The organism is Nonomuraea glycinis, from assembly GCF_035920485.1.
Taxonomy (GTDB): domain Bacteria; phylum Actinomycetota; class Actinomycetes; order Streptosporangiales; family Streptosporangiaceae; genus Nonomuraea; species Nonomuraea glycinis.
In genome coordinates this window covers 3,559,741-3,573,711 of record NZ_CP109166.1, presented here as the reverse complement: position 1 = coordinate 3,573,711, position 13,971 = coordinate 3,559,741, and the positions used below count along the sequence as shown (strand labels likewise).

Annotated in this window: 15 protein-coding genes; 5 read left to right on the top strand and 10 right to left on the bottom strand. The window is 70.2% G+C overall.

What is annotated here, in order from left to right; all coding sequences use genetic code 11:
• Positions 1–117: 117 nt before the first annotated feature.
• Positions 118–1,128, top strand: coding sequence for an ABC transporter permease (locus OHA68_RS16870; protein ID WP_327108487.1), 1,011 nt, complete (start codon positions 118–120; stop codon positions 1,126–1,128).
• Here the strand turns inward: OHA68_RS16870 and nuoH are convergent.
• The 4 genes from nuoH to OHA68_RS16850 are packed head-to-tail and all read right to left on the bottom strand — an operon-like array spanning position 1,112 to position 3,495.
• Positions 1,112–2,053: an NADH-quinone oxidoreductase subunit NuoH gene (gene nuoH, locus OHA68_RS16865; protein WP_327108486.1), complete on the bottom strand. Its 942-nt coding sequence runs from the start codon at positions 2,051–2,053 to the stop codon at positions 1,112–1,114. The two genes, OHA68_RS16870 and nuoH, sit on opposite strands and share 17 nt — an antisense overlap.
• Entirely contained in the window at positions 2,046–2,582 is a 537-nt protein-coding gene (locus tag OHA68_RS16860) for an NADH-quinone oxidoreductase subunit C (RefSeq protein WP_327108485.1), read from the bottom strand. The genes nuoH and OHA68_RS16860 overlap by 8 nt, the downstream gene beginning before the upstream one ends.
• Positions 2,579–3,091 (bottom strand): NADH-quinone oxidoreductase subunit B, encoded by a 513-nt coding sequence (locus OHA68_RS16855; protein WP_189142238.1) that lies wholly within the window; start codon positions 3,089–3,091, stop codon positions 2,579–2,581. Before OHA68_RS16855 ends, OHA68_RS16860 begins: the two co-directional genes overlap by 4 nt.
• A 32-nt stretch (positions 3,092–3,123) precedes the next feature.
• Positions 3,124–3,495 (bottom strand): NADH-quinone oxidoreductase subunit A, encoded by a 372-nt coding sequence (locus OHA68_RS16850; RefSeq protein ID WP_189142237.1) that lies wholly within the window; start codon positions 3,493–3,495, stop codon positions 3,124–3,126.
• An 87-nt stretch (positions 3,496–3,582) separates the two neighbouring features.
• On the opposite strand from OHA68_RS16850, the gene OHA68_RS16845 reads away from it, so the two are divergent.
• The 4 genes from OHA68_RS16845 (at position 3,583) to OHA68_RS16835 (ending at position 8,176) form a co-directional block, all read left to right on the top strand.
• On the top strand, positions 3,583–5,046 hold the full coding sequence (locus tag OHA68_RS16845) for a polysaccharide deacetylase family protein (RefSeq protein ID WP_327108484.1): 1,464 nt from the start codon (positions 3,583–3,585) through the stop codon (positions 5,044–5,046).
• 33 nt (positions 5,047–5,079) lie between these two features.
• Entirely contained in the window at positions 5,080–5,169 is a 90-nt protein-coding gene (locus OHA68_RS45310) for a putative leader peptide (protein WP_311132193.1), read from the top strand.
• Positions 5,170–5,292: 123 nt separating this feature from the next.
• Positions 5,293–7,137: a 2-oxoacid:acceptor oxidoreductase subunit alpha gene (locus OHA68_RS16840; RefSeq protein ID WP_327108483.1), complete on the top strand. Its 1,845-nt coding sequence runs from the start codon at positions 5,293–5,295 to the stop codon at positions 7,135–7,137.
• Positions 7,130–8,176, top strand: coding sequence for a 2-oxoacid:ferredoxin oxidoreductase subunit beta (locus tag OHA68_RS16835; protein ID WP_327108482.1), 1,047 nt, complete (start codon positions 7,130–7,132; stop codon positions 8,174–8,176). The genes OHA68_RS16840 and OHA68_RS16835 overlap by 8 nt, the downstream gene beginning before the upstream one ends.
• A gap of 133 nt (positions 8,177–8,309) precedes the next feature.
• Here the strand turns inward: OHA68_RS16835 and OHA68_RS16830 are convergent, their stop codons facing one another.
• The 6 genes from OHA68_RS16830 to OHA68_RS16805 are packed head-to-tail and all read right to left on the bottom strand — an operon-like array spanning position 8,310 to position 13,947.
• Positions 8,310–9,035 carry a hypothetical protein gene (locus OHA68_RS16830; protein ID WP_327108481.1) on the bottom strand — a complete coding sequence of 242 codons (726 nt, stop codon included), beginning with the start codon at positions 9,033–9,035 and terminating at the stop codon, positions 8,310–8,312.
• 29 nt (positions 9,036–9,064) lie between these two features.
• Positions 9,065–10,021: an NAD-dependent epimerase/dehydratase family protein gene (locus tag OHA68_RS16825; RefSeq protein WP_327108480.1), complete on the bottom strand. Its 957-nt coding sequence runs from the start codon at positions 10,019–10,021 to the stop codon at positions 9,065–9,067.
• Positions 10,018–11,325, bottom strand: a complete 1,308-nt coding sequence (locus OHA68_RS16820) for a nucleotide sugar dehydrogenase (RefSeq protein WP_327108479.1) — start codon at positions 11,323–11,325, stop codon at positions 10,018–10,020. The genes OHA68_RS16825 and OHA68_RS16820 overlap by 4 nt, the downstream gene beginning before the upstream one ends.
• A 23-nt stretch (positions 11,326–11,348) precedes the next feature.
• Entirely contained in the window at positions 11,349–12,350 is a 1,002-nt protein-coding gene (locus tag OHA68_RS16815) for an endo alpha-1,4 polygalactosaminidase (RefSeq protein WP_327108478.1), read from the bottom strand.
• Positions 12,347–13,225, bottom strand: a complete 879-nt coding sequence (locus OHA68_RS16810) for an NAD-dependent epimerase/dehydratase family protein (protein ID WP_327108477.1) — start codon at positions 13,223–13,225, stop codon at positions 12,347–12,349. Before OHA68_RS16810 ends, OHA68_RS16815 begins: the two co-directional genes overlap by 4 nt.
• Positions 13,222–13,947 carry a sugar phosphate nucleotidyltransferase gene (locus tag OHA68_RS16805; RefSeq protein WP_327108476.1) on the bottom strand — a complete coding sequence of 242 codons (726 nt, stop codon included), beginning with the start codon at positions 13,945–13,947 and terminating at the stop codon, positions 13,222–13,224. Before OHA68_RS16805 ends, OHA68_RS16810 begins: the two co-directional genes overlap by 4 nt.
• Between the last annotated feature and the right edge of the window lie 24 nt (positions 13,948–13,971).

Below are 13,971 nucleotides of genomic sequence, written 5' to 3'. Positions count from 1 at the left end.
GGATGGGCGCGGGCCTGGGGGCCGCTTGACGGTTCCTTGACGGCCGGCCGCGTCCCGGCCGGGCGCTGCCGGGTATGCGGCAGATGTGCGGAACGGTACGACGGACCACGGTGATCGATGACGCCCCATAGGAGACCGCGTGAGCTCTGGTCGGCGTTCCGGAACTCGCCGTTCCTGCCGGCGACCGTGCTGGTGTTCATCGTCGCCATCGGCGCGGGGACGTTCGCGGGCTCGTACACCTACGCGATGGCGAATCCGACGCCGCACCAGATTCCCTTGGCGGTCGTGGGCAGCACTGGGCCGGTGCAGCGGGCGGCGTTCGTGGCGGGGATGGAGAGCGCGCTGCGGACGGCGCTGGAGTTGCGGGACTTCCCCACCTTCGAGGCGGCGGTCGAGGCAGTCGAGGAGCAGCAGGTGTTCGGCGTCATCCAGGTGGAGGGGCGGCGGGCGCGGCTCAACGTGGCCGGGGCGGCGGGCGCCTCGGTGGCCGAGTTGCTCAAGGAGGCCGGGCCGCAGGTGGGGGCGCGTATGGGGGTGCCGGTGACCGTACGGGATCTCAAGCCGCTGCAGCGCGGTGACCCGCGCGGACTGGCCCTGTTCTACATCTCACTCGCCGCGGTGATCATCGGCTTTCTCGGTGCGTCCCAGCTCACCGTGCACGCCGCCGGGCTGCGCCCGTGGGAGCGGATCGGCTTCACCCTCGTCTACGCCCTGCTGGGCGGGTTCGCGATCGCGGCGGTGGTCGACTGGCTGCTCGGCGCGCTGTCCCTGCCGTTCGTGGAGTCGTGGCTGATCCTGGTGTTGACCATGTTCACGTCAGGGATGGTCTTCACCATGTTCAACACGCTCATCGGGCGCTGGGCGCTGGTGCCCACCTGGGGGGTGATGGTGCTGATCGGCAACCCGTCGTCCGGCGGCGCGGTGTCGTGGCCGCTGCTGCCCTCGCCGTTCGGGGCGATCGGGCGCTGGCTGCCGCCGGGCGCGTCGGTCAACGCCCAGCACACGGCCGTCTACTTCGGCGGCCATCAGCATCCGCTGCCGTTCCTGGTGCTGGCGACGTGGGCGGTGGTGTCCTGCGCGGTGTTCCTGACCTGGCCCAACCTGGCGAGTCTCAGGTCAGGACCTTGACGACGCCGGTGAGCGCGAGCTGGACGAGGGCCAGCGGCACCAGGCCGGCCCAGGCGAGCTTCTGGAGCTGGTCCTCGCGCAGGCGCGGGAAGCTCACCCGCACCCAGATGACCACGAAGGCCAGCAGGAACACCTTGGCCAGCGTCCACAGCCAGCCGGGCAGCAGCGGTCCGTGCCAGCCGCCGAGGAAGAGCACGGTGGTCAGGAAGGACAGCACGACGATGCCGGCGTACTCGGCGAGCATGAACAGGGCGAACCGCATGCCGGTGTACTCCGTCATCGGGCCCATGATGATCTCGGATTCGGCGATCGGCATGTCGAAGGGCGGCCGGCGCAGCTCCGCCAGCCCGGCCATGAAGAAGACCACGCCGCCGATCGCCTGCCAGGGCAGCCACCACCACTGCCACGCCTCGACGATGCCGGGCAGCGACAGCGTGCCTGCGGCCATCGCGACCGAGGAGGCCGCCAGCACCAGCGGCAGCTCGTACGACACGAGCTGGGCGGCGGCCCGCATGCCGCCGAGCATGGAGTATTTGTTGGCCGACGCCCACCCGGCCATGATCGCGCCGAGCACGCCGATGCCCATCACCGCGAGCACGAAGAACAGGCCGAGCTCCAGGTCGACGCCCACGAAGCCGTCGTCGAGGGGCAGGGCGATCAGCACGACCAGGTAGGGCACGAGCGCCACCCCGGGCGCGATCATGAAGATGCGCCGGTCGGCGGCGGCCGGGATGACGTCCTCCTTCTGCATGAACTTGACCCCGTCGGCGATGAGCTGCGCCCAGCCGTGGAAGCCGCCGGCGTACATCGGGCCGAGGCGCGACTGCATGTGCGCCATGACCTTGTGCTCGGTCTGCCCGACGATCAGCGGCAGCACCAGGAAGATGGCCAGGATGACGGCGAATCGCAGCACCACGTCAAGCATCGGAGGCTCCCCAGTCCGCCGGCACGCCGGGCGGCAACGTCTTGCGGCGGCTCGGCGCGCCGTGCCCGGACTCGCCGGGCTCCTTGGCGCCGGGCCACGGCTTGGCCACCCGGGCGGCCAGGATGAAGTCCTTGCGCAGCGGGTGCCCTTCGAACCCGTCGGGCAGCAGCAACGGCACCAGGTTGGGATGCCCCTCGAAGATCACCCCGAACATCTCGTACGTCTCCCGCTCGTGCCAGTCGGCCCCCCGATAGACGCCCACGGCGGAGGGCAGGCGCGGGTCGTCGTGCGGCACCCGGGTGCGCAGCAGCAGCCGCTCGCGGCTCTCGGGCCGGTAGACGTGCGCCACGACGGTGAAGCTGTCCGGCGGCTCGTCCACGCCGGTCAGCCAGTCGAAGAAGGCGTAGCCCAGCTCGTCGCGGGCGAGGGTGAGCAGCTCGATCCAGTCGGCGGGGGCGACGTCCACGACGGTGTCGCCGAAGGTGTCGGTGACCTCGGCCCGGTCCCCCAGGCGGTCGAAGCCGGTCACGCGTGCTCCCCGTAGCGGTCGCCGAGCTTCTCGGCCGCGATCTTCTCCTGCAGCTTCATGATCCCGTACAGCAGGGCTTCGGGCCGGGGCGGGCAGCCGGGCACGTAGACGTCGACGGGGATGATCTGGTCGACGCCGTTGGTGACGCAGTAGGAGTCCCAGTAGGGGCCGCCGGAGTTGGAGCAGGCGCCGAAGGAGATGACGTACTTGGGGTCGGGCATCTGCTCGTAGAGCCGCTTGACGGCGGGGGCCATCTTGTCGGTGACCGTGCCGGAGACGATCATCAGGTCGGCCTGGCGGGGGCCGTTGGCGAACGGGATGACGCCGAATCTGATGAAGTCGTGCCTGCTCATCGACGTGGCGATGAACTCGATCGCGCAGCAGGCCAGCCCGAAGTTGAACACCCACAGGGAGTATCGCCGCCCCCAGTTGAGCACGAACCGCATCGGCTTGGGCGCCAGCCGGGAGATCGGCCCCACGGTGGGCATCGGAAGATCCGTCGCTGCCATACGGCCATTCTTACGCGGATGTCCGGTGAGGGCTACGTCCAGCTCAGCACGCGTTTGCGCCAGGCGTAAAGGATGCCGAGGGCGATGAAGCCGAGGAAGACGAACATCTCCACCAGCGTTGTCACGCCGTAGCCGGGTGCGTCGAAGACGGTGGCCCACGGAAAGAGGAAGACCGCATCTACGGCGAAAATAACGTAAAGGTAGGTGAAAACGTAGTAGCGGACCTGCGACTGGGCCCAGCCGTCGCCCACCGGGTCGACGCCGCACTCGTACGTGGTCAGCTTCTCGGCGGTGGGCCGGGACGGCCTGAGCAGGCGGTTGGCCATCATGGCCCCGGCCACGACGGCGACGCCGATCGCGAGCAGCGCCGCGACCAGCAGGTAGGACCCGTAATAGCCGTCCATGCATCGCATGGTAACCCGCTCAAAGCCTAACGCCCTATACCCCCAAATCCCGGCAAACAGCATTTTTTGCCCCATAGGGTGTCATTTATGCCTAAACTCCGAATCTTCGGAGGAATCGTGCTGCTGGTCTGCTCCTCCGCGGGGTGCGGGCTCGCGGCCGCCTCCCCCGAGCGCCACAACGTGCTCCCCGCCGACCCGACGCGGATCGAGTACGTCGACCCCGCCACCGTCGCCGAGCTGGCCCCCAAGGCGCTCACCACCGGCGACTCGGCGGTCAGGCACGCCTACATCGGCTACCCGGAGCTGTCCGACGCCCCGCACCTCAACGACGAACTGCGCGAACAGGCCCGCCGTCAGCTCGCGGACTTCCGCGAGTCCTCCCGGAACACGGCCGACGCGGAGCTGAACGTGGACTGGCAGCTGGCCGCCGTGGGCGACGTGGTCGGCGTACGGCTGCGCACCGGCGAGTTCCGCGGCGCCGACTGGGGCAACAGCAGCCAGACGTTCTGGTACGACCGGCGCAGCGGCCGGGCCACCGACTCCACCGGGCTGCTGTCCGGCCAGGACGCCCTGCGGGAGGTCGCCCGCCTGGTCAAGACGTCACTCAAGGCGCGCGGCCCGGAGATCGACAGGGAGCAGGTCAAACCCGATCCGGACCGGTTCGACTCGATGGCCTTCAACGGCACGGGCGACCTGGTCGTGGAGTTCGACGACTGCCAGCTCGGGCCGTGCTCGCTCGGTCGGCTGGCCGTGGCCGTGCCGGCGGTCCAGGCCGAGCCGCTGCTGTCGGAGACGGGCCGGCGCGCGCAGGAGTCCGTACGCCTGGCCGCGCAGCGGGTCTCGGTCAAGCGGCCACCGGCCGTGCCGCGCCCTGGTCCCCCCGCCTCCAGCACCGGCACCGGCGCCGGAACCGTGAACTGCGGCCAGGTCAAGTGCGTCGCGCTGACCTTCGACGACGGCCCCGGACCGTACACCGCCGAGCTGCTCGACACGCTGCGCCGGCACGGCGCGCGCGCGACGTTCTTCCCGGTGGGCAGCAGTGCGGCGGCCCGGCCCGAGCTGCTGCGGCGGATGAGCGCGGAGGGGCACCTGGTCGGCAACCACGGCTGGGCGCACCGCGACCTGTCCACGCAGCCGTCCAGCCAGATCGCCCACTCGCTGGAGACCACCGAGGACGTGGTGTCCGCCGCGATCGGCCAGACGCCCACCCTGGTCCGCCCGCCGTACGGGGCAGTGAGCCTGGACGTCAGGAACGTCGCCCGCGAGCGCGGGGTGTCCCTGGTGGGCTGGGACGTCGACACCCAGGACCAGCGCGACCCCGAGGCCGCGGCGATCGCCGGCCGGGCGGTGGAGCAGGCGCATCCGGGGGCGATCGTGCTCATGCACGACGTGCATCGCGCGACCGTAGACGCGATTCCGGACATGGTGGAAAGGCTGCGCGGGAAGGGTTACACCTTCGTCACCGTTCCAGAGTTGTACGGCACGAAGATGCGGGCCGGACGGCTGTACACGTCAGGGATCAAGCCCGTACGCAAGGAGCCCCTGACGTAGGTCATGGGGCAGGGGGACGTATAGTTGGCGATCGTGACCCGAACCGTCCTCTTCGCACGCCTGCATGTGGACCTCTGCAGACTGGCGTCAGGGCTGTGTCGACGTTCTCCCACTTCACCCTGACTTCTCCCGCCGCGTTTACCCGCTTTGACCAGCTTGCAAACGCGTGACCTTTCGAGGATCTAGCATGGAAACAGAGAACGCGCCAGAAGCACCGCGCCCCGGCGCGTCGAGGAGGACCGAGGCGTGACCAAGCAGGTTCAGCAACTCGATCGCGTGATCATCCGATTCGCCGGAGACTCCGGCGACGGTATGCAACTCACCGGCGACCGGTTCACGGCCGGCACCGCCGAGTTCGGCAACGACCTGTCGACGCTGCCCAACTTCCCCGCCGAGATCCGTGCTCCCGCAGGGACCCTGCCGGGCGTGTCGAGCTTCCAGCTCCACTTCGCCGACCACGACATTCTCACCCCCGGCGACGCGCCAAACGTGCTCGTGGCGATGAACCCGGCGGCGCTCAAGGCCAACATCGGCGACCTGCCGCGCGGCGCCGACATCATCGCCAACACCGACGAGTTCACCAAGCGCAACCTGCAGAAGGTCGGCTACGCCGCCAACCCGCTGGAGGACGGCTCGCTGGCCGAGTGGCGGCTGCACGCGGTGCCGCTGACCTCGCTCACGGTCAAGGCGCTCGAAGGTTTCGACCTGTCCAAGAAGGACGCCGAGCGCTCCAAGAACATGTTCGCCCTCGGCCTGCTCTCCTGGCTCTACCACCGGCCGACCGAGCACACGATCAAGTTCCTCGAGCAGAAGTTCGCCAAGAAGCCGGAGATCGCCAAGGCCAACATCGCGGCCTTCCAGTCCGGCTGGAACTTCGGCGAGACCACCGAGTCCTTCTCCGTCTCCTACGAGGTCAAGCCGGCCAAGCTGCCCCCGGGCGTCTACCGCAACATCTCCGGCAACCAGGCGCTGGCCTACGGGCTGATCGCCGCCTCCGTGCAGTCCAAGCTGCCGCTGTTCCTGGGCTCCTACCCGATCACCCCGGCCAGCGACATCCTGCACGAGCTGTCCAGGCACAAGCAGTTCGGCATCCGCACCTTCCAGGCGGAGGACGAGATCGCGGGCGTCGGCGCGGCGCTGGGCGCGGCGTTCGGCGGGGCGCTCGGCATCACCACCACCTCGGGCCCCGGCGTGGCGCTGAAGGCCGAGACCGTCGGCCTGGCCGTCACCACCGAGCTGCCGCTGATCGTCGTGGACGTGCAGCGGGCCGGGCCGAGCACCGGCATGCCGACCAAGACCGAGCAGACCGACCTGCTCATGGCCCTGTACGGCCGCAACGGCGAGTCGCCGGTGCCGGTCGTGGCGGCGATGTCGCCGAGCGACTGCTTCGACGCGGCCATCGAGGCGGCCCGGATCGCGGTGAAATACCGCACCCCGGTCATGCTGCTGTCGGACGGTTACCTGGCCAACGGCTCGGAGCCGTGGCGCCTGCCAGAAGTCGCAGATTTGCCGGATATTTCGCAGGAATACACGACGGCACCGAACGGCGACGACGGCGCGTTCCTGCCGTACAAGCGGGACACCGAGACGCTCGCCCGCCCGTGGGCCATCCCCGGCACCGCCGGGCTCGAACACCGCATCGGCGGCATCGAGAAGGCCGACGGCACCGGCAACATCTCCTACGACCCGGACAACCACGACCTGATGGTCCGCACCCGCGCGGCCAAGATCGCCGGCATCGACGTGCCCGACCTCGAGGTCGACGACCTCGATGACGACACGAAGGTGCTCGTCCTCGGCTGGGGCTCCACGTACGGGCCGATCGCCGCCGCCGTGCGGCGGATCAGGAAGGACGGCGGCAGGGTCGCCCAGGCACACCTGCGCCACCTCAACCCGCTGCCCGCCAACACCGGCGAGGTGCTCAAGCGCTACGACAAGGTGCTGCTGCCCGAGATCAACCTCGGCCAGCTCGCCATGCTGCTGCGCGCCCGCTTCCTCGTCGACATCATCAGCTACAACCGCGTGCGCGGGCTCCCGTTCAAGGCCGAGGAGCTGGCCGGAGTCATTCAGGACGTGATCGACAGTGAGTGAGCACATCAACGGGAAGGGCCTGAGCCTCATCCCCAAGACGGACGTCAAGCAGACCCTGAAGGACTTCAAGTCCGACCAGGAGGTCCGCTGGTGCCCCGGCTGCGGCGACTACGCGATCCTGGCCGCGGTGCAGAGCTTCCTGCCCGAGCTCGGGCTGCGGCGCGAGAACATCGTGTTCGTCTCGGGCATCGGCTGCTCCTCGCGGTTCCCGTACTACCTCGACACCTACGGCTTCCACTCCATCCACGGCCGCGCGCCGGCGATCGCGACCGGTCTGGCCGCCTCCCGGCCCGACCTGAGCGTGTGGGTGATCACGGGTGACGGTGACGCGCTGTCCATCGGCGGCAACCACCTGATCCACGCGCTGCGCCGCAATGTCAACCTCAACATCCTGCTGTTCAACAACAGGATCTACGGGCTGACCAAGGGCCAGTACTCTCCCACCTCCGAGGTCGGCAAGATCACCAAGTCGACCCCGATGGGTTCGCTGGACAAGCCGTTCAACCCGATCTCGCTGGCCCTGGGCGCCGAGGCGTCGTTCGTGGCCAGGACCCTGGACTCCGACCGCAAGCACCTGCAGTCGGTGCTGCGCGAGGCCACCGCGCACCGCGGCACCTCGCTGGTGGAGATCTACCAGAACTGCAACATCTTCAACGACAACGCCTTCGAGCCGATGAAGGACCCCGAGGTCCGCGACGACATCATGCTCCGGCTGGAGCACGGGCAGCCGATCGTGTCGGCGTCCAAGGCGGTCGTCAGGACGGCCGATGGCGACATCGAGGTCGTCCCGAGGGCGGAGGTGAGCGAGGACCGCATCCTCGTGCACGACGCCCACCGGCCGGACCCGTCGGTGGCCTTCGCGCTGTCGCGGCTGGACGAACCGGCCTTCCAGCACGTGCCGATCGGCATCTTCCGTCAGGTGGACCGCCCGGCCTACGACGTGCTGATGGCCGAGCAGCTTGAGGAGGCCGTGGCTCAGCAGGGGCGCGGCGACCTGAGCGACCTGCTCATGGGTGGCGACACCTGGCGCATCGGCTGACGCCTGTGGGCGCCGCCGCCCTCGGGCGACGGCGCCTCAGCTTCACGGCGCTTCAGCTCCACGGCGCTTCAGCTTCACGGCACCTCAGCTCCACGGCACCTCTGATCGGTGGCACCTCCGATCGGACGGCGCTTCAGATCGTCGACAGCACCCGATCGCTGACGAAGCAGAGCATCCCGAACTCCCGCGCCCGCCGCTGCGCGAAGTCACGCAGCTCGTCGCTGTCGGCGTAGTCGAGGGCGTACAGGTCGACGTCGAGGCCGAGCAGGCGCTCGGCGACCTCGGCGTGCGCCTCCAGGACGTCGTCGGGCCAGGGCTCGTACCGCCCGGCGTCCACCCAGCGGGCCGAGAAGGACTCGAACAGGATGCCGTCCACCAGGCCGGCGATCTCCGGCAGCAGGCCGAAGCCCCGGTTGGCCAGCAGGTACGCGGGCCTGGCCTCCTCCTGGATCGCGGCGATGAGGATGAGCAGGTGGGGCAGGTCCTCGGGATAGTTGTGCTCGATGTTGAGCGTGTCGAGGAACAGGCCGCGAAACCCGGTGGCCATGGCCCGGGTGGCCTGGTCCACGACGTGGGCCACCCAGCGCGGATCGCCCACGTGCACGAACGCGCCGCCCCAGTCGGGATTGCGCTCGGCGCGCTGCCAGGGCGCCCGGGGACCCACGTCCTCGGTCAGCGACAGGTAGCCGAGCGTCTGCACCCCGCGCTCCCGCAACAGGCCGAGCTCCTGCCGGGAGTAGAAGTCGGCCTGCAGGACGACCTTGTCGAACCGGGTGAGCCGGTCCAGCTCCCCCGCCCCGTAGTAGAACGCGATGGGCTGCGTCACCCCGTCCCTTCCCGAGGCGGGGGTCCGTGCCACCCCACCTCCTGCCGAGGCTGCGGGCCGCGTCATCCCGCCGACTCCCGGTACCACTCGAAGGTCCGCCGGACGCCCTCCTCCAGCGGGACTCGCGGCTCGTAGCCGGTGAGCTCGCGCAGCAGGGTGAGATCCGGGCAGCGGCGCGCCACCGACCCCGCCGGCGCGGGCAGCTCGCGGATGACGGGGCTCACCCCCGCGATCCGCAGGACGAGCTTGGCCAGGTCGCCGATGTTGGTCTCCTCGGCGTCGTTGCCGATGTGCACGATCCGGCCGGCGGCGTCCGGCGTCGCCATCAGCCGGACCATCGCCTCGGTGGCGTCGTCGACATGGCAGAACGCCCTGCTCTGCTCGGCGCCGTACAGCGTGAAGGGGTTCTCGCCGCGGGCCGCCCGGAGCGACAGCTCGGGGATGACGTGGTCGGCGCCCATGCGCGGGCCGTAGATGTTGTGGAAGCGGCCGACCACGGCCGCGAACCCCTTGGCCCGCGCGGTGTGCAGCACCGCGGCCTCGCCGAGCATCTTGCTGATCGCGTACGTGAACCGGGGCGAACCGACGTCCTCGATCATCAGCGGCACGTCCTCGGGCGTCGGCACGGGCACCACTCCGGCGCTCACCCCGCCCGCGTACGCCTCGCTGGTGGAGGCGAAGAACAGCCGGTCGTCCGGGCCGATCCAGTCGAGCAGGTGCATCAGCGCCAGCGTGTTGACCCTGATGACCCGGGCCGGGCCGGACTCGACGTTGCGCACGCCCACCACCGCGGCCAGCATGTAGATCTGGTCCCAGCCGGGCTTCAGCGCCTGATAGGAGGCCGGGTCCGTGAGGTCCGCCGAGCGCACCTCGACCTCGCCGGCGAGCGCGGCCAGCGCCGGGTCCCGGCGACCGCGGGAGAAGTCATCGCAGATGGTGACCTCGTGCCCGTCGGCGCGCAGCCGCCGGGCCAGATGCAGCCCGATGAACCCGGCCCCGCCCAGCAGCAGCGCCCTCATGACGCGACCCCCTGCGGGGTGTAGCCGATGCCGGCGTAGCGGGCCCCGCTCGCGGTCACCGCGGCCTCGTCGAGGATGCGCCACGAGTCGAACAGCACGCGCACGTCGGAGCCGGCCAGCCGGGCCGCCGGCTCGATCTCGCGATAGTCCGGATGGTCGTTGATGATGATCATCGCGTCGGCGCAGGCGAAGGCCTTGTCCAGGCTGACGGGCTCGCCGCCGTACCGCAGGATCACCTCGTCGGCGACCAGCGGGTCATGCCCGCGCACCATCAGCCCCGCCGCCACGAAGATCGGCAACATGTCCGCGATGGGGGTGCCGCGCATGTCGTCGGTGGCGGGCCAGCCCTTGTACGCCCAGCCGAGCACCGACAGCCTGACCCCCTCGGTACGGCCGAACTCCTGCCGGATCAGCTCCACCAGCCGCCCCGCCACGTACGCGGGCAGGTGCTCGTTCAGCGCCCTGGCCCGGCCCACGAGGTACGGCTCACGTCCCGGCAGCGTGCTGGCCAGCATGAGGTACGGGTCCTTCGACAGGCAGCCGCCGCCCACGTAACCGGGCCGGGCCAGGTCGGGCCGGGGGTAGTCGACGTTGGTCGCCCTGATGACCTCCAGCGGGTCCAGCCCGTGCTGCTCGGCGATGAGCGCCAGCTCGTTGCCGAAGGCGTAGATCGCGTCGGTGTGGCAGTTGTTGGCGAGCTTGACCATTTCGGCCGCCTCCAGGCTGGAGACGGGCACGAGCTGCCGGGCGAGCCCCTGGAACAGCTCGACGCCCGCGTCCAGGCTGCCGGCGTCGAGGGCGCCGATCACCTGGGGCAGCTCGACGAGCTCGCGCAGCGCCTGGCCCTGGATGGTGCGCTCGGGCGCCATGACCAGGCGCGGATGCTCCCAGCGGGCGGCGAGCGCCGGCAGCACGATCTCGCGGGACGTGCCGATCGGCACCGTGCTGCGCACGACGACCAGGGTGCCGGGGTGGCAGCGCGCGGCCACCTCCCCGGCCGCGGCGGCCAGGTTGCTCAGGTCAGGCGTGCCCGTGGCCAGGTCGACAGGGGTGGACACGGCCAGGATCACGGCATCCAGCGGCTCGGCGGGGAGCTGGTCGGAGATGAAGATCTTGGTGCCGAGAAGGTCGTCGAAGGTCTCGGCCACTCCTGGCTCGAAGACGTGGATCCGGCCGCTGGACAGCGCCTCGACCACCTGCGGGCTGACGTCGACGCCGTGCACGATGTGGTTCTTGCGAGCCAGGGCGGCGGTCAGCGTCAGGCCCACGTAGCCCATGCCGACAACGGCTACTGTTTTCTGCATTTCTCGCTCCTTTCCCATCTTTTCTACTGACAGGGCGGGCTGACGCGGTCGAGGTCGACCGTGGTGACATTGCCCGCCATACCGGCCGCGCGGTAGTGGGCGCAGGCGGCTCGGATGTTCTCCGGCGAGGTGGCGTAATCGGTCGCGAGTATGGCCTTGCCCTGTTTCCGGAGTACCAGGGCATGGGTCAGATTTTCCTGGCACCAGTTCTCCCGGCAGGGCCGGTCGGTGGCCCTGAAGAACAGCTCCTCCATCCCGATGCCATCAATTGCTTCGACATATCCCGAAAAATCCCTAAGCTCAGGGGAATTCTGTGGAACGACGTAAAAATCGGGGCGAATGTTTTTCGCGTACTCGCTGATTTTGCTGATCAGGGCGACCATCCGGCGGGCCAGGCCGTCGCGGGTCTCCCCCGGCAGCCGCGCCAGGTCGATCTCCTCGTAGGCGAGCGGCGTGTCGAGGTAGACCCCGTCGAAGCCGGCCCGCAGCGCCTGGTCGAGCCTCGGCTTGACGACCTGGCTCCACCAGCGCGGCGCCCAGTACTTCACGAAGTGCTCGTCGGGCCAGTCCGGCCAGGTGTTGAGCAGCAGGTCGGCGTCCCGCTCCCGCAGGGGCCCGAACTCGGTCCTGAACTCCTCGATCGACCCGATCTCGAAGTAGGCCAGCACCAGCTTGCCGCTGCTCCTGACCCGCCCGATCTCCTCGGCGCTGAAGTAACCCCCGGCGGTGCCGTCCCGCGACAGGTCCACGATCGCGAGCTGGTGCGGCGCCTTCGCGACGGCGTCCAGACGGCCCCCGGGATAGCCCTGCAGGACGTACGTGAAGGAGCTGACCTCCCGCAGCGACGGCGTCGGCCCGGTCTCGGCCCCGGTCGTACACCCCCCGAGCAACGGCAGCACGGCGAGCGCCGCGAGCCCGGCGGGGCCCGACCGCGCCAGAGACCCGCGCACCGCGCGCCCGGCGGGCCCCGACCGCGCCAGGAAGCCACGCGCCGGGCTCGGCCGTGGGCGGGGGCCGTCGCTCATGCCATCGCCTTGATGGAGTCGGCGAGGCCGTACTCCGGCTGCCAGCCCAGCACCCGGGCGGCGCGGCCGGTGTCCGCCCGGCTCCAGGTGACGCCGGCGGAGCGGGCCGAGGCGGGCGCGCTCTCCCGCACCTCGCCGCCGAACCCGGCCCGCGCGGCCAGCATCGCGACCGCCTGCCGCACCGTGACGGCCCGGCCGCTGCCCACGTTGAAGATCCGCTCGGTCAGCTCGGGGACGAACGCCGCCCGCACCACCGCGCCGGCCACGTCCCGCACGTCCACGAAGTCGCGGTAGGCGCCGAGCGGCCCCAGCTCGATGTGCGCGGCGCGGGCCGCCACCGCCCGTTTCAACGCGCCGCCCGCCCTGCCCAGCACGCTCTCGCCGCTGGTCCCCGGGCCGACCGGGTTGAAGATCCGCAGGGACGCCCCGTCCAGCCTGCCGTCCAGCGCGGCCCGCTCGACCAGGAGGGTGCCGGCCAGGTGGCTGATGCCGTACGCGCCGACGGGCCGTACCGGATCCTGTTCGTGCACGGAGTGGCCGTGCTCGGTGGGACCGTACTCGGCGGCCGAGCCCAGCCGGACGAACCTGGCCTGGGGCACGGCCGCCACGATCGCCTCGACGAGGACCGCCGTGGCGGTCGCGTTGCCGCGCAGCAGCTCGTCGTAGCCGCCCGACAGCCGGCCCACGCAGTTGAGCACCACGGCGGGCCGGGCCGCGCGGAGCAGCCGTGCCGCGTCGTCGGGCGTGGCCGCCAGCAGGTCCAGCTCCGTCCTGCCGGGGCAGAGCAGCCTGGACACCCGGGGATCGTCCGCCAGCAGGGCCCGGACCTGGCGGCCGAGGAAACCCGTGGCCCCGAACAGCACCACGGTGCTCATCGCACTGGCTCCCGCGACGGCAGCAGCTGGGACCTGATCTCGTCGAAGCGGGCGTTGGCCTCGTCGTAGTCGTCGGGGCGGCCGATGTCGAGCCAGTAGCCGTCGAACTCGTAGACGCCCGGCTGCCTGTCCTGGGTGAGCAGGTCGAGCACCAGCTCGTCGAACCCGAACGACATCCCCTCGGGGTAGCTCGCGATCGTGTCCCGCGACAGGGCGTAGACCCCCATGCTGACCAGGTAGCTGAGCAGGGGCTTCTCCCTGAAGTTGACGATGTGCCCGCCGCTGGCCTCCAGCACCCCGAAGTCGATCTTCACCACGCGGGGCGAGGTGGCCACGGTCAGCGGCGCGTCGGAGGAGACGTGGCGGGCCAGCAGGTCCGCGTAGTCCAGCGTGGTGAGCACGTCCCCGTTCATCACCAGGAAGTGCTCCGGCAGGCGGTCCCTGATGGGGAACAGCGGCCCGATCGTGGACAGCGGGGCGACCTCCTCGGTGTAGTCCACCGCCAGTCCCCACCGCGAGCCGTCGCCCACGAACGCCCTGATCAGCGGGCTCAGGTGCCCCACGGCCAGGGTGGCGTGGGTGAACCCCTGGTGGGTGAGCTGCTGCAGGATGATGTCCAGGATCGCGTACTCCTCGCCGATGGGAACCAGCGGCTTGGGCAGCGCGGAGGTGTACGGTCGCAGGCGGACCCCCTTGCCACCCGCGAGTATGACGACATGCATGGTGAATCCCTCCCATGGTGCGTG